At 54.3% G+C, this 22915-nt stretch carries 21 protein-coding genes; 17 read left to right on the top strand and 4 right to left on the bottom strand.

Annotation, left to right across the window (positions count from 1 at the left end; translation table 11 throughout):
• Positions 1 to 10: 10 nt before the first annotated feature.
• The 9 genes from GSF01_RS11690 to mreB all read left to right on the top strand — a co-directional run bounded on the left by GSF01_RS11690 (position 11) and on the right by mreB (position 11017).
• Positions 11 to 550, top strand: coding sequence for an NUDIX hydrolase (locus GSF01_RS11690; RefSeq protein WP_159884145.1), 540 nt, complete (start codon positions 11 to 13; stop codon positions 548 to 550).
• A 207-nt stretch (positions 551 to 757) separates the two neighbouring features.
• Positions 758 to 2293, top strand: coding sequence for an extracellular solute-binding protein (locus GSF01_RS11685; protein ID WP_235941415.1), 1536 nt, complete (start codon positions 758 to 760; stop codon positions 2291 to 2293).
• A 4-nt stretch (positions 2294 to 2297) separates the two neighbouring features.
• Positions 2298 to 4127 (top strand): cache domain-containing sensor histidine kinase, encoded by a 1830-nt coding sequence (locus tag GSF01_RS11680; protein WP_159884143.1) that lies wholly within the window; start codon positions 2298 to 2300, stop codon positions 4125 to 4127.
• Positions 4124 to 5722: a response regulator transcription factor gene (locus GSF01_RS11675; protein ID WP_159884141.1), complete on the top strand. Its 1599-nt coding sequence runs from the start codon at positions 4124 to 4126 to the stop codon at positions 5720 to 5722. Before GSF01_RS11680 ends, GSF01_RS11675 begins: the two co-directional genes overlap by 4 nt.
• Positions 5719 to 5874, top strand: a complete 156-nt coding sequence (locus GSF01_RS11670; protein ID WP_159884139.1) for a hypothetical protein — start codon at positions 5719 to 5721, stop codon at positions 5872 to 5874. The genes GSF01_RS11675 and GSF01_RS11670 overlap by 4 nt, the downstream gene beginning before the upstream one ends.
• A 292-nt stretch (positions 5875 to 6166) precedes the next feature.
• Entirely contained in the window at positions 6167 to 7123 is a 957-nt protein-coding gene (locus GSF01_RS11665; RefSeq protein ID WP_159884137.1) for an ABC transporter permease, read from the top strand.
• Positions 7124 to 7143: 20 nt separating this feature from the next.
• A complete protein-coding gene (locus GSF01_RS11660; protein ID WP_201305368.1) occupies positions 7144 to 8079 on the top strand; it encodes a carbohydrate ABC transporter permease in 936 nt (311 codons plus the stop codon).
• 161 nt (positions 8080 to 8240) lie between these two features.
• On the top strand, positions 8241 to 9761 hold the full coding sequence (locus GSF01_RS11655) for an extracellular solute-binding protein (RefSeq protein WP_159884135.1): 1521 nt from the start codon (positions 8241 to 8243) through the stop codon (positions 9759 to 9761).
• A gap of 188 nt (positions 9762 to 9949) precedes the next feature.
• Positions 9950 to 11017 carry a rod shape-determining protein gene (gene mreB / locus GSF01_RS11650; RefSeq protein WP_159884133.1) on the top strand — a complete coding sequence of 356 codons (1068 nt, stop codon included), beginning with the start codon at positions 9950 to 9952 and terminating at the stop codon, positions 11015 to 11017.
• Between the two features lie 130 nt (positions 11018 to 11147).
• Here the strand turns inward: mreB and GSF01_RS11645 are convergent, their stop codons facing one another.
• Positions 11148 to 12719, bottom strand: coding sequence for an FAD-dependent oxidoreductase (locus tag GSF01_RS11645; protein ID WP_159884131.1), 1572 nt, complete (start codon positions 12717 to 12719; stop codon positions 11148 to 11150).
• 205 nt (positions 12720 to 12924) lie between these two features.
• Here GSF01_RS11645 and GSF01_RS11640 point away from each other — a divergent pair, with 205 nt between their 5' ends.
• Together GSF01_RS11640 and GSF01_RS11635 are read left to right on the top strand one after the other, a co-directional pair.
• Complete coding sequence (locus GSF01_RS11640) at positions 12925 to 13398, top strand: GNAT family N-acetyltransferase (RefSeq protein ID WP_159884129.1); 474 nt, start codon at positions 12925 to 12927, stop codon at positions 13396 to 13398.
• 34 nt (positions 13399 to 13432) lie between these two features.
• On the top strand, positions 13433 to 13696 hold the full coding sequence (locus tag GSF01_RS11635) for a YqkE family protein (RefSeq protein WP_159884127.1): 264 nt from the start codon (positions 13433 to 13435) through the stop codon (positions 13694 to 13696).
• Positions 13697 to 13797: 101 nt separating this feature from the next.
• On the opposite strand, the gene GSF01_RS11630 is transcribed toward GSF01_RS11635, so the two are convergent.
• Positions 13798 to 14109, bottom strand: coding sequence for a hypothetical protein (locus tag GSF01_RS11630; RefSeq protein WP_159884125.1), 312 nt, complete (start codon positions 14107 to 14109; stop codon positions 13798 to 13800).
• A gap of 79 nt (positions 14110 to 14188) precedes the next feature.
• Here GSF01_RS11630 and infC point away from each other — a divergent pair, with 79 nt between their 5' ends.
• Both infC and GSF01_RS11620 read left to right on the top strand, forming a co-directional pair.
• Positions 14189 to 14665 carry a translation initiation factor IF-3 gene (gene infC / locus GSF01_RS11625; protein WP_159884123.1) on the top strand — a complete coding sequence of 159 codons (477 nt, stop codon included), beginning with the start codon at positions 14189 to 14191 and terminating at the stop codon, positions 14663 to 14665.
• Between the two features lie 82 nt (positions 14666 to 14747).
• Complete coding sequence (locus GSF01_RS11620) at positions 14748 to 15104, top strand: nucleotide excision repair endonuclease (protein WP_159884121.1); 357 nt, start codon at positions 14748 to 14750, stop codon at positions 15102 to 15104.
• 104 nt (positions 15105 to 15208) lie between these two features.
• Here GSF01_RS11620 and GSF01_RS11615 read toward each other — a convergent pair whose 3' ends face one another.
• Positions 15209 to 16078 carry an arylamine N-acetyltransferase family protein gene (locus tag GSF01_RS11615; RefSeq protein ID WP_159884119.1) on the bottom strand — a complete coding sequence of 290 codons (870 nt, stop codon included), beginning with the start codon at positions 16076 to 16078 and terminating at the stop codon, positions 15209 to 15211.
• 147 nt (positions 16079 to 16225) lie between these two features.
• Between GSF01_RS11615 and GSF01_RS11610 the strand changes: the two genes are divergently transcribed.
• Positions 16226 to 16522 carry a DUF6509 family protein gene (locus GSF01_RS11610; RefSeq protein WP_159884117.1) on the top strand — a complete coding sequence of 99 codons (297 nt, stop codon included), beginning with the start codon at positions 16226 to 16228 and terminating at the stop codon, positions 16520 to 16522.
• Between the two features lie 186 nt (positions 16523 to 16708).
• On the opposite strand, the gene GSF01_RS11605 is transcribed toward GSF01_RS11610, so the two are convergent.
• Complete coding sequence (locus GSF01_RS11605; protein ID WP_159884115.1) at positions 16709 to 17629, bottom strand: ArsR/SmtB family transcription factor; 921 nt, start codon at positions 17627 to 17629, stop codon at positions 16709 to 16711.
• Between the two features lie 508 nt (positions 17630 to 18137).
• Between GSF01_RS11605 and thrS the strand changes: the two genes are divergently transcribed.
• The 3 genes from thrS to GSF01_RS11590 all read left to right on the top strand — a co-directional run bounded on the left by thrS (position 18138) and on the right by GSF01_RS11590 (position 21334).
• Positions 18138 to 20051, top strand: a complete 1914-nt coding sequence (gene thrS, locus GSF01_RS11600) for a threonine--tRNA ligase (RefSeq protein ID WP_159884112.1) — start codon at positions 18138 to 18140, stop codon at positions 20049 to 20051.
• Between the two features lie 77 nt (positions 20052 to 20128).
• Positions 20129 to 20776: a hypothetical protein gene (locus GSF01_RS11595; protein ID WP_159884110.1), complete on the top strand. Its 648-nt coding sequence runs from the start codon at positions 20129 to 20131 to the stop codon at positions 20774 to 20776.
• Between the two features lie 15 nt (positions 20777 to 20791).
• Complete coding sequence (locus GSF01_RS11590) at positions 20792 to 21334, top strand: SMI1/KNR4 family protein (protein ID WP_159884108.1); 543 nt, start codon at positions 20792 to 20794, stop codon at positions 21332 to 21334.
• The last annotated feature ends 1581 nt before the right edge of the window (positions 21335 to 22915 follow it).

Below are 22915 nucleotides of genomic sequence, written 5' to 3'. Positions count from 1 at the left end.
GGGAGACCGCATGCTTACCTATACGATCTGTTTTATTCAACGCGATCAGGAGCTGCTGCTGCTGAACCGGGAACGCTCCGCTTGGATGGGCTCGTGGAACGGCGTCGGGGGCAAGCTTCATCAATCGGAAGCGCCGCGGGCTTCTATCCGAAGGGAAGTCATCGAGGAAACCGGCATGGTCCTGCGAGAAGAAGACTTCCGCTTTAAGGGCTTGGTCACCTGGGAAAGCGAAGCGGGCGCGCCCGGGGGTATGTACCTGTATACGGCTATGGTCAGCCCTGATTTTCCTTATCCTACACCTGTTAAGACGGATGAAGGCATCCTGGACTGGAAGACGATCGAGTGGATTCTGCATCCGGATAATACGGGCTTGGCAGCCAATTTGCCTGATTTTCTACCGCTGATGCTGAAGGAGGAGACTTGTTACGACCATCGCTGTTTCTTCCGGGAGGGCAAGCTCCTCTCGGTTCATTCGGTTCCGGTGCCGGCGGCGTGCGAGCATCTTTCCGATTATGCGGCTATGCGCAGCACCCCTGCCGGGAGCTGCTGAACGGCCGCTAGGCTGCGGCATCTCTTTACCATCGTTCAATACGCGGTCTTCGGCGATTTGCTGAAGGCCGCGATTCGCTTAGGAGAGCCTCGGTTCGCCTCTTGGCCAGTCTAACATGTAACTCCCCCTTGTCGCATCCCACCGAACCAGGCTCCGCAGTCGTAAAACAACGTCATCCAAGTCCGAACGGCAAAGGAGAGTCGTCCATTGAAGAAGCGAACCTTATACCGGCTTGCTCTTGTGCTGGCCGGCTTGTCGGGAGTCGGCATTCTGTCGCTATATGCAGGCAACCAATGGTCGGATATGGCTTCGAGCACAGCGAATGAGCCGGATAGCACCGATAGGCCGACCGTATCCATCGTACTCGATAGTTTGGGACTAGCTTTTCCTGAGGGGCTTCACGAGAACGATAACCCTTATCTGGATTATCTGGAGAACGGGACGAAGGTCAAGCTGCGCATTCTGATGCCGCCGACCGAAGGCTATGATGAAAAATTAAATGTCATCATGGCATCGTCCAATCGTCCGGATTTGTTGAATGTTCATAGCGATGTATGGGTTGCGAACTACGTAAAGCAGCAGGCGCTCATGCCCTTGGACGAGCTGCTTGAGCGGCATGGCCCCGACCTGTTGGCCCGGATCCCGCAGGAGGCCTGGGACAATGTGACCTATAACGGACGCATCTATGCGATACCGAGTATCAACGAGGCGAGGGGAGTCGAGCTGATCTATGCGCGCAAGGACTGGCTGGACCGGCTAGGCTTGAAGCCGCCCCGCACGTTGGATGACTATTATGAAGTGTTGAAGGCGTTTACGTTTGAAGACCCGGACGGCAACGGCAAGGATGACACGATCGGGCTGCTGATGACTGAAAATCTGGGCCGGACCGGTCCGTTCTTCGGCGCGTTCGGGGTGCAGCTCGGCCAGTGGCTCGAGAAGGACGGCCAGCTCGTCTTCGCGGATGTACAGCCTCAGACGAAGCAAGCGCTTGCATTTCTCCACAAGCTGTACGCCGAGCGATTAATCGATCCCGAGTTTCCTATCAATAAGAACAAGAATCTGGAGCAGAAGCTCGTCTCCGGCAAGGTGGGGATGTTCTCGGCCGCCTGGTACGATACGCGGGGACCGCTGGATCTTCATCTGAAAAGCGATCCAAGCGCCGAGTGGATACCGCTCGAATACCCGGTCGGTCCGGGCGGCAAGAGCGGAACGTACGCCAATCCCCTAGTCCGAGAGTACAATGTCATTCCGGCGCATAGCGCTCATGGGGAAGAGGCGATCCGTGTGCTGAATTTCATCGCGGGGGAGGGGCATTCCACCTTGAAGCTTGGTTTTGAGAACGAGGTGTGGCGCTCATCGGGCGATGAGATCGAGACGAACTTCGAGGAGCACCTGCGGCATATTTACCGGGGAATATACTCATCGCTGGTTGACGTTCCCGAGCCTTTGATTACGAAGCAAAGACTGGATTCTCTGGGCAAGCACTTCAATCTGTACGATAACCTTCTGCGGATTGAGTCGAACCTGATTCCTAACCGGTTCAACGGCCTGCCGACGCCGGCGATGGGTAAATACAACCAGAAGCTCTCCGAGCTGCAGGGTGCATTTATCCGTATGATCGTCGGAGTTACCCCGCTGGAGCAATTCGAGGAGTATGTGCAGTGGTGGGAGCGGGAGGGGGGCCTTGAGATCACGACGGAAGTGAACGAATGGTACCAAACCGCGCATGAACGGGAGAGGTGAAGGCATGTTCGCATGGTTCTACAACCAATACACGCAAAAAATACAACTGCGCCTCACTGTTTATTTCCTGCTGCTGCTGCTGCCGCTCGTCATCGTAAGCTTGTATGTCAATTTTCGGTCCCAAGCCGTACTGCTGAAGCAGGCGGAGGAGCGGACAAGGGGCGCGTTGACGTCGTCCATGGACTATATCGATCTGTCTTTGCAAAATGTGGAGGAGTTTTCTACGCTTGTCGCAACGGACCCTAATATGCTGCGGCTGCTTCATCAGGTCGGACCGACGCTGACGGCTCAGTCTTATGTGAATTTTGCCGATATGGTCAAGCAGTTGTCCAGCTTAACCTCGATCAATCATTTGATCTCGCACGCGGCGTTATTTCACGCTCCGTCGCGCATGCTGCTGTCTACGACCCAAGGGGGCAAACGGATTGAGAGGCCACTGCATCTTCTGGAGCTGCAGACGATTGCCGAAACGAAGGGAACGGGCATTGTGTATATGATGCCGGATACGCCCTTTCCCGAGCAACAAACCTTCGGTTCCGTGACAGGTACGAACAGTATCTCGCTTGTGAGAACCATGGATCTGAACAATCCCGACCGGGATCCGAACCTGCTGATCATCGGTCTGAATAAAGAGAAGCTGCTCGATCTGATCCGATCCTTGCTGCCGTCGCCTCATGCGCAAATCTACCTGTATTCGGACGAAGGCAAGCTGGTTACGGGCACCGGAAGCCGGGGGCAGGAGTTGAGGCAGGCCGAGGAAGCCTCCGCTGAGGAATTTACGGTACGGGTAGATTCCCGGTATTATAAGTGGTCGCTTATTCTGGTTCAGCCGAAGGCGGAGCTGTACCGGGAGACGAAGGTCACGCGAATGTATACGTACGTCATCATTGCTGTCAGCGTTATTCTGGCACTGCTGATTTCATGGGCCGTCTATAGCGGCATCGCCTCTCCCGTACAGCGGCTGATGAAGGGGATGAAGTGGGTCGGCAGCGGCAACTTCAATATTCGTCTGGAGAACGACCGGTCCGACGAGCTCGGATTTCTGACGCGTTCGTTCAACAAGATGGTGGAGGAGCAGCAGTATCTGATCGAGAACTATTACGAGCAGCAGCTGCGGCTTGCGCATACGGAGCTAAAGTTCCTGCAGTCTCAGATCAATCCGCACTTTCTGTACAACACGCTGGATTCGATCTACTGGACCGCCAAAAATTACGATGCTGACGAAATCAGCGAGATGGTATTGAACCTGTCGAGCTTCTTCCGGCTTAGCCTCGGAAAAGGGCGCGAAACCTTCACGCTGGAGGAGACGGTGACTCATTTGCATTATTACATCCGCGTGCAGCAGCTCCGATTCCTGGACTCGTTCACGGTCAGCTATGAGCTGGAGGAGGAAGCCAAGAAGGTGCCCCTGCTCAAGCTGGTGCTACAGCCGCTCGTGGAGAATGCGATTCTGCATGGGCTCGACTCCCGGGAAGACGGTGAGCTGCTCATATCCGGCCGAATCCGGCACGGCCGCTTGATCGTCGCCGTACAGGATAATGGCAAAGGAATTTCTCCCGAGCGTCTGAGCTATATACGCAGTGAGCTGGGGAAACGGTCCGAGCAGGAGGCAGGACCGCTATCTTACCTGGAGCATGGCGCTAAGGATCTGTATGGGCTTCGAAACGTCAAGTCGAGAATTAAAATTTGGTACGGCCCTGATGCGGAACTGACAGTCGAGAGCGAGGGAGAGGGGACCACGGCAACGATCCTTCTACCGCTCGATCGCTGCAAGGATGAGTTCAGGCCGCAGACGCAGGGTCCCGTCAAACCGCATGAGGTGAGAGGCGCATGAATGTATTGATCGTAGAGGATGAAGCCCGGCTGCGCAACAGTTTGGCCTATAATATCCCCTGGGAGGAGCATGATATCGAGATTGTCGGCATGGCGGAGAACGGGCTGCAGGCGCTGCAGCTGTTTGAACGCAAGAAGCCGGATATCGTGCTGATGGATATTCAGATGCCTGAGATGGACGGCATCACGCTGGCGCGCGAGCTGCAGCGGCGGGATGCGATGGTTAAGCTGATCATCCTGAGCGGTCATGACAGCTTCGAGTTTGCCCAAAGCGCGCTCGAGCTAGGCGTAGTCAAATATTTGCTCAAGCCCGCTGGCGAGCATGAGATTGTGCAGGCCGTTCTGGAGGCGGCGGAGCAGCTGCGCCGAGAGCTTGCGCGGCTCAATCGTCAGATGCAGCTGGAGGAAAGATGGGAGCAGCATCTGCCCTACCTGCGCAACGTCTTCATGCAGCATTGGCTGAGCGGCAAGTACGACTTGTGGGAGGTGTCGCAGTACAGTCATGACGTGCGTATCGACCTTCAGCCGGACTGGCAATACGTACTCGTCGTGCTGGACATGGATCCGCTGCCGGAAGGCGAGACGCGGTTCAGCGCGAAGGACCGTCCGCTGCTGCTGTTCTCGCTGAACAGCATCGTAACGGAGCTGCTCCAGCAGGCGGCAGCTTGGGTATGCACGGATGCGAACGAGCAGACGGTTGTTCTGTTCTACGCCCCGCAAGAGGAGGAACCGAACCCGCATTTGCTGCGGGTCAATACGACAGTGGATCGCTTGCTTGCGAAGGTGAAGGAATTTCTAAAGGTGTCGGCTAGCGCAGGGATCAGCGGCAGCACGGGGGGCTGGGAGGACGTGAGCAAGCTGTATGCGCAGGCGGGTAAAGCGCTCCAGAACCGGAAGCTGTATGGCCACGGTATTGCTATTCCCTACCGGGAGGAGCGGCAGACGGATCCTATGGTTCTGGAGGTGCAGCCGAACCTGGAGAAGGCGCTGGAGATCGCGCTGGAGACGGGAGACATGGACAAAGCGCGTGCCGCAGCCGACGAGCTGTGGGAGCTGGGACTTGGCAAGGCGGAACAGCTGGATGAGGTTCACGAGCATGTGCTTTACCTCGGAGGCATTCTGGTGCGAATTATCCAGAAGCAGGGCTGGCGGGTGAAGGAGGTTGCCGGGGACGATTACGTGCTGTTTCAAAATACGCAGCTCCTTGCCTCTAAGGAGCAGATACGGAGCTGGCTTTACCGCAGCGTAGAGCGTATCATCGCCCAGGTCACGTGTCAGCGGAAAGCGGTCAGCCACCATACGGTGAAGTGGATTCTCAATATGGTCGAGGAGGAGATCGATAAGGAAATCACCCTGCATACGGTGGCGGACCGGCTGTATGTGAACTCCTCCTACCTGAGCCGGCTGTTCAAGCAGGAAACCGGCAAGCCGTTCTCGACCTATGTGCTGGAGAGGAAGATGGAGCGGGCCAAGACGGCCCTTCAGAAGGGCGCGAAGGTGTATGATGCGGCGAATCTCGTCGGCTATCGCGACGTCAGCTACTTCACGAAGGTTTTCCGCAAGTATTGGGGCGTAACGCCTCGCGAGATGAAATGAGGCTCGTCAGTCAGGGAACTCGGGTTGCGATGACGCTCGCCCAAGTGACGGGCGTCCTGCTGCTGGATGAGCCTATTGGTACCCCGTTATTTATCCCGCATGGAGAAGGGAGAAGACTGTCGGCTAAAGCCGGCGCTCTTCAACACGCGTAGCGGATAAGAAGCCCCTGTCAAGGGAGCGAAGCCCACTTTTGGCGAATAGCCTGAGGTGGGCTTTTTGATATGGGGCACAAGATTTGTCTCGTCCATGCGCCACCGGTACAATCATGACCGCTCTCGGTAATCCGATGACAACTTGCTGGCAGCCTCCGACAGTCTCCGGACGAAGAGAACATGAAAGTACCGAAAAAGGTAATCGTCGTCTTCTACCGCAGGATCTCCGTCAGGCTTACACTAATAACAAATCCGCGCCGCACTAGGAAAAACCACAAGGGAGGAAAGCCGCATGAGCTTACAATCCGCCTCAAATCAGGGCTCCGGCGCCGGGACAGGCGCGGTCAAGCGGCTCGCTTTGGATATTCGCAAAGATTGGGATCTCTATCTTGCGCTGCTGCCCGGCATTGCATTCCTGCTTCTGTTCAAGTACACGCCGATGTACGGGATTGTGATCGCCTTCAAGGATTTTAATATTTTCGAGGGTATGGCTGCCAGCCCTTGGGTGGGCCTGAAGCATTTCGACAAGCTGTTCACGTCGGCCAGCTTTCTGCAAGTGTTTCGCAATACGCTGCTGATCTCGGTCTACAAGATTGTGTTTTTGTTTCCGCTGCCCATTATCATAGCGATCATGATGAATGAATTAAAGAATATGATATTCAAACGAACCGTACAGACGATCGTCTATTTGCCGCATTTTCTGTCCTGGGTCATCGTAAGCGGACTGTTTATAGATCTGCTATCGGTGAATGGCGGGATGATCAACAAGTGGATCGTAGCGTTCGGCGGTGAGCCGATTAAATTTTTCTTGGACAGCGAGGTGTTTCGCTCGGTGCTGGTCGCCTCGGCGGGCTGGAAGGAAGTCGGATGGAGCACGATCGTTTATTTGGCCGCGTTGACCGGTATTGATCCTCAGCTATATGAAGCGGCGAAGATGGACGGAGCCGGCAAGTGGAAGCAGACGCTGCATATTACGCTCCCGGGGCTGGTGCCGATCATTCTGCTGATGTTCATCCTGCGTCTGGGCTCCGTGCTGGAGGCGGGAACCGAGCAGGTACTCGTGATGTATAATCCGAGCGTATACAATGTGGCCGATATTATCGGCACTTACGTATACCGGATCGGACTTGGGGAACAGGATTACAGCTTCTCGACCGCTGTCGGACTGTTCGAATCGGTCATCGCTTTCATCCTGATCCTAACAGGCAATTATTTAAGTCGAAGGTATTTGAAGCGAGGCATTTGGTAGGAAGGAGCTGAAGCGCTATTATGAAAACCGCCCCTATACAGACCGACGCATCGGCTGCCCTGCCGAAACGGCGCGCCGGCATTCGAGCTTCAACCTCCGAGCAGGTTTTTCACGTTGCGAATATCGTATTTTTCATCCTGCTGGGCTTGTCTACGATCATCCCTTTCCTGAATCTGATCGCGAAGTCGCTAAGCAGCGAGGCGGCCGTGATCTCCGGCATGGTGAATCTGTTCCCCGTCGATATGCAGTTCGGCACGTACGGCTACGTGCTGACCCAGGGGACGTTCCTCGGCTCTCTGAAGGTATCGCTGACTGTGACCGTGCTGGGGACGCTGCTCGCTCTGACGATGACAACGCTCGCCGCTTATCCGCTGTCCAAGACGAGATTGCGGGGCCGGAAGTTTTTCATCCTGATGTATATCTTCACGATGCTGTTCTCCGGCGGCTTGATCCCGACGTATCTGCTCATGCAGAGCCTGCATCTGATCGACAAGCTGCCTGTTCTATTCCTGCCCGCGATGATCAGCGTCTACAATATGCTGATCATCAAGAGCTACTTCGAGAGTCTTCCGGACAGCCTGGAGGAATCCGCTAAGCTGGATGGAGCCAGCAATCTGTCGATCCTGTGGCGGATTACGCTGCCTCTGTCGCTGCCGGTGCTGGCCACGATCGCGCTGTTCTATGCAGTCGCCTTCTGGAATGATTACTTCGCTTCCCTGATCTATATCAATTCGCCGGAGCGCAAGCCGCTGCAGCTGTATCTGAAGGAGCTGTTCGTCTCATCCAGCGATGCTTTCCTGCAAGCCGGCAATTCATACGATGCGGCCATGAATACCGCTCCTCAAGCGATTCAGGCGGCCTCGATAATTTTGGCTACGCTTCCTATTCTTCTGGTGTATCCGTTCCTGCAGAAATACTTTGTCAAAGGGGTGCTCATCGGCTCGGTGAAGGAATAGGGAGCCTGCACCAGAGCGGTGCTTGGGGTTAGGTTAGCATGATCGGGAGGTGATCCGGCAGACGAGCTGCAGAGCTCGGGAACTCGAACGATAGCGTCCAATTTCCAGCGAGAGAAGCTTGAAGGTTTACAGGCAGGTATCTCAAAAAGGGAGGTTTACCCATGAAGCATAAAAAAATGTGGGCAGCTATGACGACAATGGCCATCGCAGTTTCGGTAACCGCATGCGGAGGAAGCACGGCGCCAGCGCCTGGAGCAACTACGGAAAAGCCTGGGGATTCGCAGACGGCCGATCCGAATAAGCCAAAGCCGCAGCTGCGTCAATTGATGCAATATAACCGCTTCGATCCGAACACGGATATCGTCGGCAAATACCTGAAGGAAAAAACCGGCTATGACGTCAAGTACGACATGCTGCCGGTCGAAAATGCCGAAGAAAAGCTGAACCTCCTGATGGCCAACAAAGAGCCTTACGACTTTATGAAGCTGAATGCGAACCAATTCTCCAAGCTTTCCACAGCGGGCGCGCTGGAGCCAATGGACGAGCTGCTCGCGAAGTACGGTAAAAATTTGAAGGAAGTGATCGGGGAAGCGGCCTGGAACGGCGCGAAGCTGAACGGGAAAATATATGCGATCCCGGAAGGCGGAGCGGGCGTCTCGACTGGGACCGCGTTGGTCTACCGCCAGGATTGGCTCGATGAGCTTGGATTGAAGCCGCCGACGAACCGTGACGAGCTGTATGCGGTGCTCAAAACGGTGAAGGAAAAGAAAAATGTAACTCCGATGACAGGCGGGAAAGACCCGTTCCAGGCGGAAATCGCTTCTACCTTCGGTTGGCAATATGGGCCCACCACCTATTGGAAGGAAGCAGGCGGGAAGATCATCCACTACGTGGAGGACCCGGCGACGAAGGAGTACCTGGCCTTCATGAAGAAGCTGTATACCGAAGGGCTGATCGATGCCGAATGGGCGATTAACCAATCCAATAAGCTGCTGGAGAAATTTACGAGCGGCAAAGCCTTTATGTACCGTGCCGGCTGGTATGACGCGGCTAATATCCATGCGGCCCTGACTAAAAACTTCCCGGACGGGAAGGTCGGGATTTTGCCTTACATGAAAGGGAATGACGGCAAGCCGTCCCAGGTTGGCACCGGCGGCATCACCTGGTTTATCGCCATTCCGAAGTGGGCGCCCAATAAAGACGAAGCGATGAAGTATTTGGACTTGAAGCTGGACAAAGAGATTTTCAAAGGGAACGCGATCGGCACGGAGGGCGTGCACCATGAGGTGAAGGACGGCAAGTATTACCCGATCCTGCCCAAATTCAACGATGAATGGAACTTCGGCAGCGATTACCTGACGGGCACGGATGAGAAAAATTATCCGATTTACTGGCAGGCGCGGGTCCGGAAGAACGAATTCGTTCAGAAATACTATGAAACGTATCAGGAGAATGCGAAAGGAATCATGTACTCGGACGCCTTGATGCTGGCTCCTCCTATTCCGGATATTTCGAAAAATTTGCAAAAGCTTCAGAAGCTGGCTGAGGATACGTTCATCAAGTATATCACCGGAGCGGAACCGCTGGATCATTATGATCAATTTCTGGCTCAGTGGAAGTCGGAAGGCGGTACGGACATGATCAAAGCAGCTAACGAGTGGTACAAATCGAGTGCCAAATAATACCTCCGAAAAGCCCGGTTTCTCCTAGAGAAACCGGGCTTTTTGGGCATTAGCGGGTCGCTGGCGCGAACGAAACTTTTCCTGCTCTCCCCTCAAAATCAACGCTTCAGCAGAATAGTATGAAGGTCTATTGCTGGACTTGCCTCCCGCCTGGCATGGTCTGACCTACATGAAGGAGGAGAATCAGGATGTTCAAGAAATTTGAAAACGTCTACGGCATTGATCTGGGCACATCCAATACAGTGATCTATCAACGCGGCAAAGGAATCGTGCTTGACGAGCCTTCCGTCGTTGCGATGAATCAGAATTCCGGCGAGCTGCTGGCAGTGGGAGCGGAAGCGCAGGCTATGATCGGACGCGCACCGGCGCATGTAGAGCTCACGTACCCGCTGCGCAATGGGGTCATCGCCAACTTCGACATGACGAGCCGGATGCTGCAGCATTTTATCCGCAAGGTGCAGGGACGCAAGTCGCTGCTGCGCGGTTCGCAAGTATACATATCCGTGCCATGCGGCATTACCAACGTACAGAAGCGGGCTGTCGAGGAGACGATCGTTCACAAGGGAGCCCGAAAGGCGATAGCGGTCGAAGAACCGCTGGCCGCAGCGCTCGGCGCAGGCTTGCCGATCGAGGAGCCTGCCGGCTATCTGGTGCTTGACATTGGGGGCGGCACGTGCCAGGTGGCGGTGCTTTCGCTCGGCGGGATTGTAGCCAGCCATACGGTACCGCGCGCCGGGATGTCGATCGACCGGGACATCATGGATTATGTGAAGCGGCAGTACAATCTGGAGATTGGCGAGCGAACGGCTGAGCATATCAAGAAGACGATAGGTACGGCTAATGCGGCGGCAGCGTCGAAAACGCTGGAGATCCGCGGGCGCGATCTTGTCCAGGGGCTGCCCCGCCAGATCAAGCTGACCTCCGGGGAAATTTATAAGGTGGTGGAGGAGTTTTTGGGTATTCTGGTGGAGGCGATCCGCGCCACCTTGGAGCGCTGCCCGCCGGAGCTGGCCGGCGACGTTGTGGAGAACGGCATCATGCTTTGCGGAGGCGGCGCGCTGCTGGAGGGCTTGGCGGAGCGCATCCGCACGGAAACGGGAGTTCCGGTGCATACGGCGGAGCAGCCCCTCGCTTGCACGGCGCTTGGAACGGGGCTGATGCTAAGCGAAAGGGAGACCCGCCGTCTGCATATAAGCGGGGCCGGAAGAGCGAGTGCAGCACAGGAAGGCAGCGTAGAGGAAAAGGCCGCTTTATAAAACTTTCAGCTTTGCAGGCGCAGCAGCCCGTCAGGCTCAGGCCCGCGGGCCGCTCAGACAGCGCAGCAAAACAAGCTAAATCCGCCATAACGGGATTTAGCTTGTTTGCTGTTGACGCTTATCGCTATCGCTATACGGCCCGGATGACCGGCCACTCCAGCTCAACGCCCTGCTGACGCAGCAGCGCCTGGAAGGAAGCCAGCTCCTGCTCGCCGTTGCGTACGGCCCGCGGCGATACATCCCTGTCCAGACAGTAGGAGATGAGGGAACCTACGGCTTCGCCTATGTTCCACTCGACGGGATGAAGCCGGTAGCAGCCGTTCGTAATATGCGTGACGCCCAGGTTTTTGCATGCCGGCAGCAGGTTCTCCATGCGCTCGGGGATCAGGCTGCCGAGCGGAATCTGGAAGGGCAGCGAGGAGACGTCGATATAGGTGCGGCCTGCCGTGCTCGGATGCAGATCGATCCGGTAACAGCCGATCCCGACCGAGTCGTAGTAGGCCTCGGATTTGCCGTCCGGGCGATTAGCCGCCAGATGCTGCTCGACGACCGTGAACTCGGCGCGGATGCGTCTGGACTCGCGAATATAGGGGTACATGGCTAATCCGTCCTCGGTGCCGACAACATCGGGGCGCAGACGCAGGCCGGGGTATCCCTGGCCGCCATCGGGTCTCGGAGCCTCCGTCTGCAGCCAATAGAGCAGCGACAGGCTAAGCTGCCTGGCCCCTTCCAGGTGACGCTCACGCTCCGCTTCGTCCACCTCGAACACCGGACCGAGCCAGTAGTCATTTTGAGGCCAATTGACGAGCGTAATCGAGCTGTCATAGGCGCCGGGCACGAAGTTCGCCTGATCGGCAATCTGCCGATAATGGAACAGCGAGTACCGGTCGGTCCCCGGAAACAGCTCATACTGCACAGGCTCCAGCGTGTTCGGCTTGACGCCGGTCCAGCTTAGCAGCTTATCCGGCCAGAAGTCCGCCTTATATGCCCGCCAGAACGCATACTGGGCCGGCTTGTCGATGGTATGGTCCTCACCCGGAAGGTAGTCCATCGCAAAGCAGTGCGTGAACCCTTGCATATCCAGCGGATCTGGAGCTCCATCCAGCGCATGCGGCTCGCCCGTTTGCGACTTGGACTCGGCTCCGGTCACATACTCGGTGCCGGTCAGAGGCAGCACATCCCCGCACTCCGTAGCATCGACGAAGTAGGGGGCCGTCAAGACGCAGCGGTCGCCGCTGAACGAACTGCGCACGGTTACGGAGCGGACTCGGTCTCCCTCGGTCTCTGCGGATTCGATGCGATGGCGTGTCAGAATCCTTACACGACCGCTGTGTACGTACGGAGCCAGCATCTGCTGCAGAACGGCCAGCGCCGCCCTCGGCTCTTGACATAAGCGACTGACTCCGCCGTTGCCGGGATTCAGCAGAGGGTTGGCATAGGCTTGCGCTGACAAGGGAAAATGGCGGCGGTAATAGCTGCGTATGCCTTCCCGGAACTGCCGGTAGCTGCGCGTACAGCCGAATGATTCGATCCACGGATGCTCATCGGGAGGCACGGCCTGGCTCGTTAATTGCCCTCCGATCCAATCGGTTTCTTCCGTCATGATCACGCGTTTGCCCAGCCGGGCAGCAGCCAGGGCGGCCGCGAAGCCCCCGGTGCCACCTCCCAGGATGACGCAATCCGCCTTCATTTCTTTGGTCATGGTCCACACTCCTCCTCGTCTCACTCACCTGATATGATCGGGAATGATGCTATTCTACAGGAACATGCCCTTGATTGACAGACACAAACATGACTTAATCTGGTAGATTGATGAGGAGTTCAGAAAAAGAGATGTAGCTGCGCGAGGTTTGATCTATAATAGAAACGAGCAGCCCATCAGCGTTAACGATTGGAGGAACCCGAGCATGTCAGATATGCTGGTCAAATTATATGAGCTCCCGGAGCTGGAGCCGGTTCTGAAGCAGGCTTCGGAAGCAGGGATCGACATTCGGCGCGCGCTTGCTCCAGAGAAGCATGTCGTGGTCGAATGGGTGCGCGAGCAGTTCGGCAGCGGATGGGCCAGCGAATGCGACGTGGCTTTTGCCAATCAGCCGGTATCCTGCTATATTGCTATCAAGGAAGGAAAGCTCGCCGGATTCGCCTGCTATGAAGCGACGTGCAAAAACTTTTTCGGCCCGACAGGCGTGGACGCCACGCTGCGCGGATTGGGAGCCGGGAAGGCGCTGCTGCTTGCCTCGCTTCATGCGATGAGAGGACTTGGGTACGGTTACGCCGTGATAGGCGGAGCGGGACCTCAAGAATTTTACCGGAAGCATGCCGGTGCGATCGTCATCGAGGGTTCGACTCCCGGCATCTATCGCGGCCTTCTGAAGCAATAGAGTAGGGATCTATCTGGAGATTGAGGTGAGAGGTATGGCAAAGAAAAAAGGAAGGCATACGGCTGAGGCGCCTGCAGCAGTTGACAAGCCGGCAACATTGAAGGATCTGCTGAATCCGGATATCGTAAACAAGCTGAAGGCTCAGGCCGACTCGATGAAGGCGGATGAGCAGCAGCGCCGGGAAGCCCAGCGCAAGCAGGAAGAGGAAGCTCGCAAGGCGGAGAAAAAACGTCTGGAAAACGACTTCGAATACTTGTTGAACAACAGCAGCGCGGATTGGAAACAGCATAAGTCATGAGTCTGTGCCGGGAAGGACGATGGCCGGATCGTGCCACCTGAACCTGACGGATGCTTCCGTCAGGTTATTACCGATATGCTCTTAGCAGGCAGCGCGGGTCGTTACGGGCGAGCGGACTTCTTGCGATTCGCGATTTCCTCCGTCACCACGTAGGCCAGGTCGTCGTTGCCGAACAGCGACAACACACCGAGCAGCGTGTCGTCGAGGATCTCCGAGGACTCTTCCTTCGGAACGGTAAGGTCCAGGACTTGTCCGAGCAGCGGGTTCGGGGCTTGTCCTGGATAGGCACGGGCATACAGCTCGGCGGGATCCAGTCCATGGTTGATGCACCACTGAGCGAAAACCAGAATCATCATCTGCTCGTCGCGCTGATAATTGCGGATTACTTCTTCTTCGATTTCTTTGCGGTTCATTGGCGAATTCTCCTTGGCGTCGATTTCTTCAGCTTGATGCGGTAAGCCTCATTATAACGAAAAAGCGGGAGGGTTCACAATGATTAAAAATGAAAAAATAAAAGCCTCGGAGGTCCAGCTGACCGGCGTGAACGGCGAGGATCTGGGCATCGTACCGACAGCCGAAGCGCTGTCCATGGCCCGCAAGCTCAAGGTTGACCTGGTCTGCGACTCCTTGCTGAGCAGCCCGCCTCCCTGCCGACTGATCGGCGCAGGAGCAGCCCGGGAGAGCGCCCAGCAAGCCCGCAAGCAGGAGCGTCCGGCCAAGGTCAAGGAAATCCGGCTGACCCCGGGTATCGAGGATCATGACCTCGACACCAAGCGGCAGCAAGCCGAACGCGTGCTGAAATCCGGAGATTCGGCGCTGTTTGTCGTCCGGCTGCAGGGCAAAGCGGATGGCGAACGAGCGAAAGCTATGCTGGAGGATCTGATGAAGAGCCTGAACGCGGTAGGGCGCAAAAAAACGGGCATCCAGCTTAGCGGCAAGCAGGCTGCAGTCCAGCTTGATCCGCTATAAGGGATAGCCTGTCCTGGCCTTGGCGCAGGAGATATGATACGATGTAGATCTATATGGACAATGGAAAGAGATGTGAAAGATCGTGATTCAAATCACTATACCCGCACCGGATGTATCCATTAGCAAACAAGCGGCCCCTGAGCTAAGTCATATTTACGGGTTTACGGATTTTCACCTGATCCCGCGAGACAAGGGCGGTATTTTTATGTTCTACAATGACAAGGACGAGCTGTTGTTTGTAGGTAAAGCAAGGAAGCTCAGACCGCGTATCAAGAAGCATTTCGAGGATACGGTATCGGATATTAAGGACCATCGGAACGAAGTCAGCAAAATTGACGTCTGTCTGGTGGAGAACCCGCTCGATAGGGAAATCTACGAAACCTATGCGATCAATACGCTTAGATCCAAATACAATGTCGATAAAGTGCTGTTCAAGTAAATACCGAGCTACAAGCTAGCAAAAGGCGCAGCCCTGGCAGGACTGCGCCTTTTGCTTTTGATTATGGGCAAGTGGAGGCGCGGGGACCTGTCATGTCGTCAAGGCTACTCGGATCTGCTCCGTTTCCATGTCTCGTGCGCAGCCTGCACCCGGTTCCATAGCTCAGCCCGTTCGTGCGGACTATAGGCGACGAGCTTTTCTCCCAAGTAATCGGCCAGCACCTCAAGCCATTGGGATTGGGTAAGAAGCTCGGTTTTCACCAATCCGTCTAGCCCTCGACTGCTCCATATGCAGCCTCGGAGCTCGTGACTACCCGTCGCATGCCTCTGTCTGACCAGGAACATGTCATACCAGGGGGATTCGGGCGAACGGCTGTAGTACTCATGCTTGGGTATAAATTCGTCCAGCGTACTGAGGGGCTCGGGAGCGATATCCACCCCGATGAAGGAAGCCAATGGATCATGCTCCAGGCGCCAACCGCCTGCCGCTACGCCGGAAGAAGCAACCTTATACGTATAAGGGGCTTGCTCGTATGTTCCGACAAGCAGGGGGAGAGGCTCGAAAGGCATATCGCCAAGTCCGACATCGGCTATCCAGATTTCCTCCTCCTGTTGATCATTTTTCAGATGGACCGTCAGTCCCAGGTGAAAGGAATTCACCCGAGGCTCCGCGCCTAACGGCTGTACGCCGGCTCGGTGCAGACGTACGTCGAAGCCGAGCGAATGGAGAAGGCTGCCGAACGCTCCATTCAGATGGAAGCAATATCCGCTTCGGCCGCTTCCTAGAAGCTGAACGGATTCTGGAAAGCCGATCGGTGCGGGTTTTCTTGCAAAAATGTCGATGGTCTGCCAGGAAAACCGCTCTACATGAGCCTTGTGCAGAGCGAATAAGTAGGATTTCGAAGGGGCCTGGACGTCGGTAAGCCCGATGCGGGCCAAATACGCTTGTAATTCTTCTTTCGTCATTATGTACATACGAGATACCACCCTTGCCGTCTGACTGCGCCAGCCGTTTCCGGCTGCTTAGTCTATTGTAGTGGGGGATTGAAGTTTTGACCAGCCGTTAGATTTTAAACTTTCAGTTGTGGTAAGATAGGAAGGATGTCAAGAGAGGATGATTGCATGTTTACCGTAGCGGACTATAGTGTAGAAGCTGTGAAGGACCCTTTCGGGATTTTGGAAGGGAAGCGATATGAATTTATCATCGATATCGAGGTGCCCGAGGACGACGAATTGTATTCCGAGAAGGGCTTGTATATTCGGGTTATTTATCGGGTGGAAGCCGGTCAAGGCAGCATCTTGAAATACGATATACATGAGAGAACGACGGAAAGCTATCTCGACTTCGACCTGGAGGATGACGAGCTGGCAGTCCTGCAGGCGTTCTGCACCGAGCACTGGGCAGAAGGCGACGAGTAAGAAGAAGGCCGGCTTCAAGTACTTGCGGCCGATCATGCATAAGCAAGCGCGCCAAAAAGCCTTTCCCTGGTTAGGGAGAGGCATTTGCGGCTGTAACTCGGCTGCAGCTGCCTGCCGTACCGTCGTACTGTCGTAAGGAGAGGAATCTGGCCAAGCTTTGGCGCTTTGCAAGAGGAGGTCGCTTGACTACGGATGATCCGTGTCTGTATACAGCACCCGGGCCAGCAGGTCCTGGTTGTAATTGCCGAAGGACTTGCCGTAGAGCGTGAAGCCGCGCTTGTTTTTTGATTTCTCTCCTACCTCGATCCGGAGAACGAGCTCGCTCTTGTGATCAAGCATGAGGTCGGTCAAGCTGATGTCGGATATTCGGCTGCCGTCGATAAAGCTGCCCTCGGCATTGACGCGGATCAGCTTGAGCAGCCCGTATTGATTTAAGTTCGTCGGCCACCATTCCGGGTTAAAGGTACCGCGGACATCCCCGAAGTCGCCGGGACTTGTCCAATACCCGATCTCCACGCCATTGACAGAAAAGTAGATGTCTGAAGGATAGTTGTTGCAGTACCCCGGCGCTTCCGAGCCAAGCTCCAAGGAGAACTGGAGTTCCTTGAAGGACTGATTAGGCTTGATATAATTCGGGATCCGGTATTCCAGAAATCCTTCCGAAAGCCACAGGATCTGCGCCTCGATCCTGCGTGGGTCCGCGAAGAAGCGCGGATCGTCGAACTCTCCGACGATGCTGTCCCGGGTAGCCAGCCCGCAGGTAGGAACGACCTGATAGTGGCTGTAATGGCCGATTTTGATCTCGACCTCGTACAGATTATCGGTTTCCTGGCCGCGCAGGTCCACGATCAGCTTGTCCTCATTCAGATAGCAGATCTTCTGAACGCCGTGCTTGCCTACGGCCGTCGCGATCCGGATCAGGCCGCTGTCCTCCAGCTTCTTAATATGCATGGTGACCGCGCCATTGGTTAACTTGAGGTAGGTAGCCAAATCGTTGAGGTTCAAGCTTTGGTGCTTGGCGAGCAGTTCCAGTATTTCGATGCGTATGTCCGATCCCAGTGCTTTGAATATGGACAGGCCGGAACGAAGTTCTTTAATATGCAGCATGAACGCCGATCCCCCTTAAACGTAAGTGACGATTGTTCTTTCGCTCTTTATTATATAGGATTCCGGTCGGCAAGCATAGGAATCCGGTTAGGGCTTTTTGGTATCTTGACAATTGCGGCGGGCATGCTTATGATGAAAACCATCACGAACAAACAGGCTATGACCAAAGACATGATCTCTTATCGCGGACTGCCCAGAGAGAGAAGCGAAAGCTGAGAGCTTCTTCAGCGCCGGATACCGGATTACCCCTTTGCAGCCGTGGCGTTGAACCCGTAAGGAAGCATGATTCCATTGCGGCAGTAAGCGGCACCGGATGATCCCCGATACCGGATACCGAATAAGGACCTCGCATTCTGAGGGATGTTCCGACACTAGCCGGAGATCCGGACGCTGCAGGTCGAATGAGGGTGGAACCACGAGCTGAACGCACTCGTCCCTTGGCGGGATAGAGGCGTCTTTTTGCGTTCCAATTACTCAAGAAATGATTCGGAAACGGAGGAAGTCAAGCATGAGCATTCAAGTGAAGCTGGCAGACGGTGGAAGCAAGGGGTATCCTGTGGGAACGACGGTCGGGGAAGTAGCGGCGTCGCTGGGAACAAGTTTGAGAAAGCAAGCTGTGGCAGGATTGCTGGACGGAAAACCGGTTGATCTGGATCGCCCGCTTCAGGAGAACGGAACGCTGCAGATCGTTACGCTGGACAGCAAGGAAGGGTTGGACATTTACAGGCACAGTACGGCGCATCTGATGGCGCAGGCCATACGCCGTATTTATGGCGCTGATGCCGTGAAGCTGGGGATCGGGCCTGTCATCGCGGACGGCTTTTATTATGACATCGACATGGCGGAGCCGTTATCTACGGATGATCTGGCCGCGATCGAGGCGGAAATGAAGAGGATAGTCCAGGAGGATTTACCGATCATTCGCCGTATCGTCAGCCGACCGGAGGCGCAGGAGCTATTCGCCCGCTTGAAGGATCCGCTCAAGCTGGAACTGATCCGGGATCTGCCGGAGGATGCGGTTCTCACCGTATATGAGCAGGGGGAATTCACAGATCTGTGCCGCGGTCCCCATCTTCCTTCTACGGGGTGGATCAAGGCGTTTAAGCTGACTAGCGTCGCGGGTGCTTATTGGCGGGGCGATTCACGGAACAAGATGCTGCAGCGCATCTATGGGACTGCGTTTCCGAAGCAAGCGCAGCTGGATGATCATCTGCGCCTGTTGGAGGAAGCCCGGCAGCGCGACCATCGCAAGCTGGGGAAGGAGCTCGGCCTGTTTATGTTCTCGGAGGAAGCGCCGGGCATGCCGTTTTATTTGCCGAAGGGGATGGCGATCAGGGGGGAGCTGGAAGGCTTCGAGCGCGAGCTGCAGCGCCAGAGTGATTATGACGAAGTGCGCACGCCCCTAATGATGAACAACAGGCTGTGGGAGCAGTCGGGTCATTGGGACCACTATAAGGATAACATGTACTTCACGGATGTAGACGGGACGAAATTCGCCTTGAAGCCGATGAACTGTCCGGGCCATATGCTGATCTTCAAAAACAGTCTTCATTCGTACCGGGAGCTTCCGATCCGTTTGGCCGAGTATGGTCAGGTTCACCGGCATGAGTTTTCTGGGGCGTTGAACGGGATGATGCGGGTGCGCACCTTCTGCCAGGATGATGCCCACCTGTTCGTTCGGCCCGATCAGATCGAAGAGGAAATCGGACGGGTAATCGAGCTGATTGATCGCATCTATCAAGTTTTTGGCTTCGACTATCACGTAGAGCTGTCCACCCGCCCGGAGGACTCGATGGGTTCGAAGGAGCTGTGGGACCAAGCCGAGGCGTCATTAAGCCGTGTGCTCGACCGTCGGGGCATTCCGTACCGCCTCAATGAGGGAGACGGCGCCTTCTATGGCCCGAAGATTGACTTTCATATTCTCGATGCCTTGAAAAGAAGCTGGCAGTGCGGTACGATTCAGCTCGATTTCCAGATGCCTGAGAAGTTTGATTTATCGTATATAGGCGATGACAACCAGAAGCACCGGCCGGTCGTGATTCACCGCGCGGTGTACGGGTCCATTGACCGGTTTATCGGCATATTAACGGAGCACTATGCCGGCGCTTTCCCAGTATGGCTCGCCCCGGTTCAAACGAAGGTGCTGCCGGTGTCCGATAACTATCTGGATGAGGCGATAGCGGTCAAACGCACGCTGGAGAAGGCGGGCATCCGGATGGAGGTAGATGGGCGCAACGAAAAGCTCGGTTATAAAATCCGGGACGCCCAAATGATGAAGGTACCGTATATTCTGGTTATCGGGGAGAAAGAGAAAGCATCCGGCACGGCATCCGTTCGCAAGCGGGGAGAGGGCGACATCGGTGCTGTGCCGGTCGAAGAGCTGGCCAAGCGCATTCTGGATGATATTTGCGGGAAGCTTTGACTTGACGGAAGCGGAAGCGTCTGAGGCACCGAGTCAGAGTAGAGTTATCGAGTTACAACCGAAGGAGGAGCGAAGACATGATCAGAGTGATGGCAAGAGCTCAGTTACATGCAGAAGCCGAGGCGGGCACAGCTTACCTGCGAACCGGAGGAGAAGCGGGACGGCTCGTTCAGGAAGGCCGATTAATGACAGCCGCAGGCTTCAGATGGAACCGGAACGTATTTCTTTATTATGAATGTATGCAGGATGAGCTTACTCCGGAAGAACTCCTGCCGGGGGCGGCGGACTTCCTGGATGATTGGCCGGGACAAGAACAGCCGCGGAAGTGGATCCCTCTGATCGATGTGTTTCACTTCAATGCGCCGAAGGATGCTGACCATTGGCGGCGGAAGGCTCCTGTCGAGCGGCAAGTCGGGAGAGTTGCTCACCTGAAGCCTGAGATGGTGGCAAGCTATGTTTATTATCATTATCAGCTGCAGGAAGAGCGGGCGTTTCACGGTCCCAAATATGAGATCATCGGACTGCATGAGAATCTGCTGTTCGGTTATCAGGAGTTCCCGGCCATCGTCGAGGAGCCTGTGCTCCCCGGCAAGCTGGCCACATCAAGCACGCCCGAGGACTGGAAGGAGTCGAGAATGGACCTGCATTTTCAGCCTTGGCCGGACGGACATCTGTACTTTAAGCCGGTCGAGACTTTGTTTGCCTATCAGGAGCAAGGGGAGTAGGCTGGTGTCTGGAAGTTGGCTGGGGGGCCGGTCTATTTACGGGTGGTACCAGAGAAGCTATCATCGAGTGCCAGCAGCAGCTGGATAGTGGTTTTCCTGGTACTCCTTATTTTCGGTAAGTATCTTTCCGAGAACTTCTCTTATCAAAGAGAGCGTATAAACCATAACGATGGCTTTATAGAGATTCAGTATAGTATGGGGGCCGTTCATCGATATGGATGCAATTTTAGAGAACCGGCAGCTAGCGATCAAATTAGTACTATTCATCAAACATTAGGATACCGTTTGCCGGAAGACTATATTGAGTTTCTCACAATATGTAATGGATGCGAATTGTTCCTTCACCCTGAATACAGTGGGGAAAAACAATTATTCGGTACTCAAGATTTAGTACACTATCATGATTTTGAGCAGCATCCCGGCAGGATACGCGTTGCTCGTATTAACACAGATAATATTGTTATGGATCTGAAAGATTATCAGGATGGTAAACCATATTTGGATCGTCTAGTTATTACAAATGGATCATCCTATTGGTATTGGGGAGCTTCTTTATAGTAAGTGATTCTTGATTTTCCCCATTGCGCAGGGGGATTCTTGCGAACAAGAGGCGGACCGCTTCGCTGTGATAAGTACCGCGTAAGCACAAGAGACATATGAGTATGTAGTATGAAAGGTTTGGTTAACCTGCGAGATCGGGTTGACTAAGCCTTTTTTGTTGTTCTGTTGCTCTTTTTGCTTTTGTATAGCGGTTGGGGCTGGAGTAAGATTAACGAGCTCGGTAGCAGTGAGACGATTGTGAGCCGGAATATCCATGAGGATACACACTCTACGGAGTCGGTGGATCCTTTTTTCTTATCATTGGATTGATAAATAATAATTTCCAATTATTATTAAGATAGTTATAATTATAGGGAGAATAATGACTTTATTTAGCAGGGATGAGGATGAGGTTCGTGAATACCGAGGGGAAAGCGTATTTTGCGAAATACGTCAATCCTACTAACTTGGTTTATCTTGTGAAGTTCGTGAAAAAGACGTTATGTGAAACCACCAGGGCATGTTGAAGTTCAAGTTCAAGAGCGTTAAAGGTCAAGAGCACTTAGAAGAGCGTTAAAGGTCAAGAGCATTTAGAAGAGCGTTAAAGGTCAAGAGCGATTGGAGGAACGGTTAAGGTCAAGAGCAATTGGAAGAACGGTTAAGGTCAAGATCGTTTGGAAGAACGGTTAAGATCAAGTAATAGAAGATCAGTGGCATCACATAACATCGTATTCACGCTTCGGGCCATTCGGCCCTCGGTGCTGTATCATTCGGTCCCTACGGGGACCGTGCTGTGCGGCACAACCCTGACGGGTTCGTGAATACACAAGACGTTATGTGAAACCACCAGGGCATGTTGAAGTTCAAGTTCAAGAGCGTTAATGGTCAAGAGCATTTGGAAGAGCGTTAAAGGTCAAGAGCATTTGGAAGAGCGTTAAAGGTCAAGAGCATTTGGAAGAGCGCTAAAGGTCAAGAGCACTTGGAAGAGCGTTAAAGGCCAAGAGCATTTGGAAGAGCGTTAAAGGTCAAGAGCACTTAGAAGAGCGTTAAAGGTCAAGAGCGATTGGAAGAACGGTTAAGGTCAAGAGCAATTGGAAGAACAGTTAAGGTCAAGATCGTTTGGAAGAACGGTTAAGATCAAGTAATAGAAGATCAGTGGCATCACATAACATCGTATTCACGCTTCGGGCCATTCGGCCCTCGGTGCTGTATCATTCGGTCCCTACAGGGACCGTGCTGCGCGGCACAACCCTGACGGGTTCGTGAATACACAAGACGTTATATGAAAGAGCCAAAGAACTAATATTAAAACAATAATACTTAAAACCATTGGTTTAACTCCTCGGAGGGTGTATGCGAAGCAACAAAGATCAGATGACTAAAAAGACAAAGTACCTTATGTACGCAGGTTCATTTCTTTACGCTAATTCAATGATAATAGGAATATCGTATCTATATAAACCGCAATTAAGATCATAACCGAACAAGTAGACGATCGATGGTATCCATTGGATGCTTATTGATCCGCTTCATGAATTGGCTCACATGAAGTCTGATCTTATAGAACTTTTCAAAGAAAATGTTGTTGACCACGTCTGC

Source organism: Paenibacillus puerhi (assembly GCF_009846885.1).
Taxonomy (GTDB): domain Bacteria; phylum Bacillota; class Bacilli; order Paenibacillales; family NBRC-103111; genus Paenibacillus_G; species Paenibacillus_G puerhi.
Note: the sequence above shows the minus strand (reverse complement) of the source record. Positions and strands in the feature narration are given on the sequence as shown.

Coding starts and splice junctions, on each gene's coding strand:
- GSF01_RS11630 (WP_159884125.1), bottom strand. CDS start 14,109: ATGAACCGCAAAGAAATCGAAGAAGAAGTAATCCGCAATTATCAGCGC.
- GSF01_RS11645 (WP_159884131.1), bottom strand. CDS start 12,719: ATGACCAAAGAAATGAAGGCGGATTGCGTCATCCTGGGAGGTGGCACC.
- GSF01_RS11605 (WP_159884115.1), bottom strand. CDS start 17,629: ATGCTGCATATTAAAGAACTTCGTTCCGGCCTGTCCATATTCAAAGCA.
- GSF01_RS11635 (WP_159884127.1), top strand. CDS start 13,433: ATGGCAAAGAAAAAAGGAAGGCATACGGCTGAGGCGCCTGCAGCAGTT.
- GSF01_RS11665 (WP_159884137.1), top strand. CDS start 6,167: ATGAGCTTACAATCCGCCTCAAATCAGGGCTCCGGCGCCGGGACAGGC.
- GSF01_RS11610 (WP_159884117.1), top strand. CDS start 16,226: ATGTTTACCGTAGCGGACTATAGTGTAGAAGCTGTGAAGGACCCTTTC.
- thrS (WP_159884112.1), top strand. CDS start 18,138: ATGAGCATTCAAGTGAAGCTGGCAGACGGTGGAAGCAAGGGGTATCCT.
- infC (WP_159884123.1), top strand. CDS start 14,189: ATGATTAAAAATGAAAAAATAAAAGCCTCGGAGGTCCAGCTGACCGGC.
- GSF01_RS11655 (WP_159884135.1), top strand. CDS start 8,241: ATGAAGCATAAAAAAATGTGGGCAGCTATGACGACAATGGCCATCGCA.
- GSF01_RS11680 (WP_159884143.1), top strand. CDS start 2,298: ATGTTCGCATGGTTCTACAACCAATACACGCAAAAAATACAACTGCGC.
- GSF01_RS11615 (WP_159884119.1), bottom strand. CDS start 16,078: ATGTACATAATGACGAAAGAAGAATTACAAGCGTATTTGGCCCGCATC.
- GSF01_RS11595 (WP_159884110.1), top strand. CDS start 20,129: ATGATCAGAGTGATGGCAAGAGCTCAGTTACATGCAGAAGCCGAGGCG.
- GSF01_RS11675 (WP_159884141.1), top strand. CDS start 4,124: ATGAATGTATTGATCGTAGAGGATGAAGCCCGGCTGCGCAACAGTTTG.
- GSF01_RS11670 (WP_159884139.1), top strand. CDS start 5,719: ATGAGGCTCGTCAGTCAGGGAACTCGGGTTGCGATGACGCTCGCCCAA.
- GSF01_RS11660 (WP_201305368.1), top strand. CDS start 7,144: ATGAAAACCGCCCCTATACAGACCGACGCATCGGCTGCCCTGCCGAAA.
- GSF01_RS11640 (WP_159884129.1), top strand. CDS start 12,925: ATGTCAGATATGCTGGTCAAATTATATGAGCTCCCGGAGCTGGAGCCG.
- mreB (WP_159884133.1), top strand. CDS start 9,950: ATGTTCAAGAAATTTGAAAACGTCTACGGCATTGATCTGGGCACATCC.
- GSF01_RS11690 (WP_159884145.1), top strand. CDS start 11: ATGCTTACCTATACGATCTGTTTTATTCAACGCGATCAGGAGCTGCTG.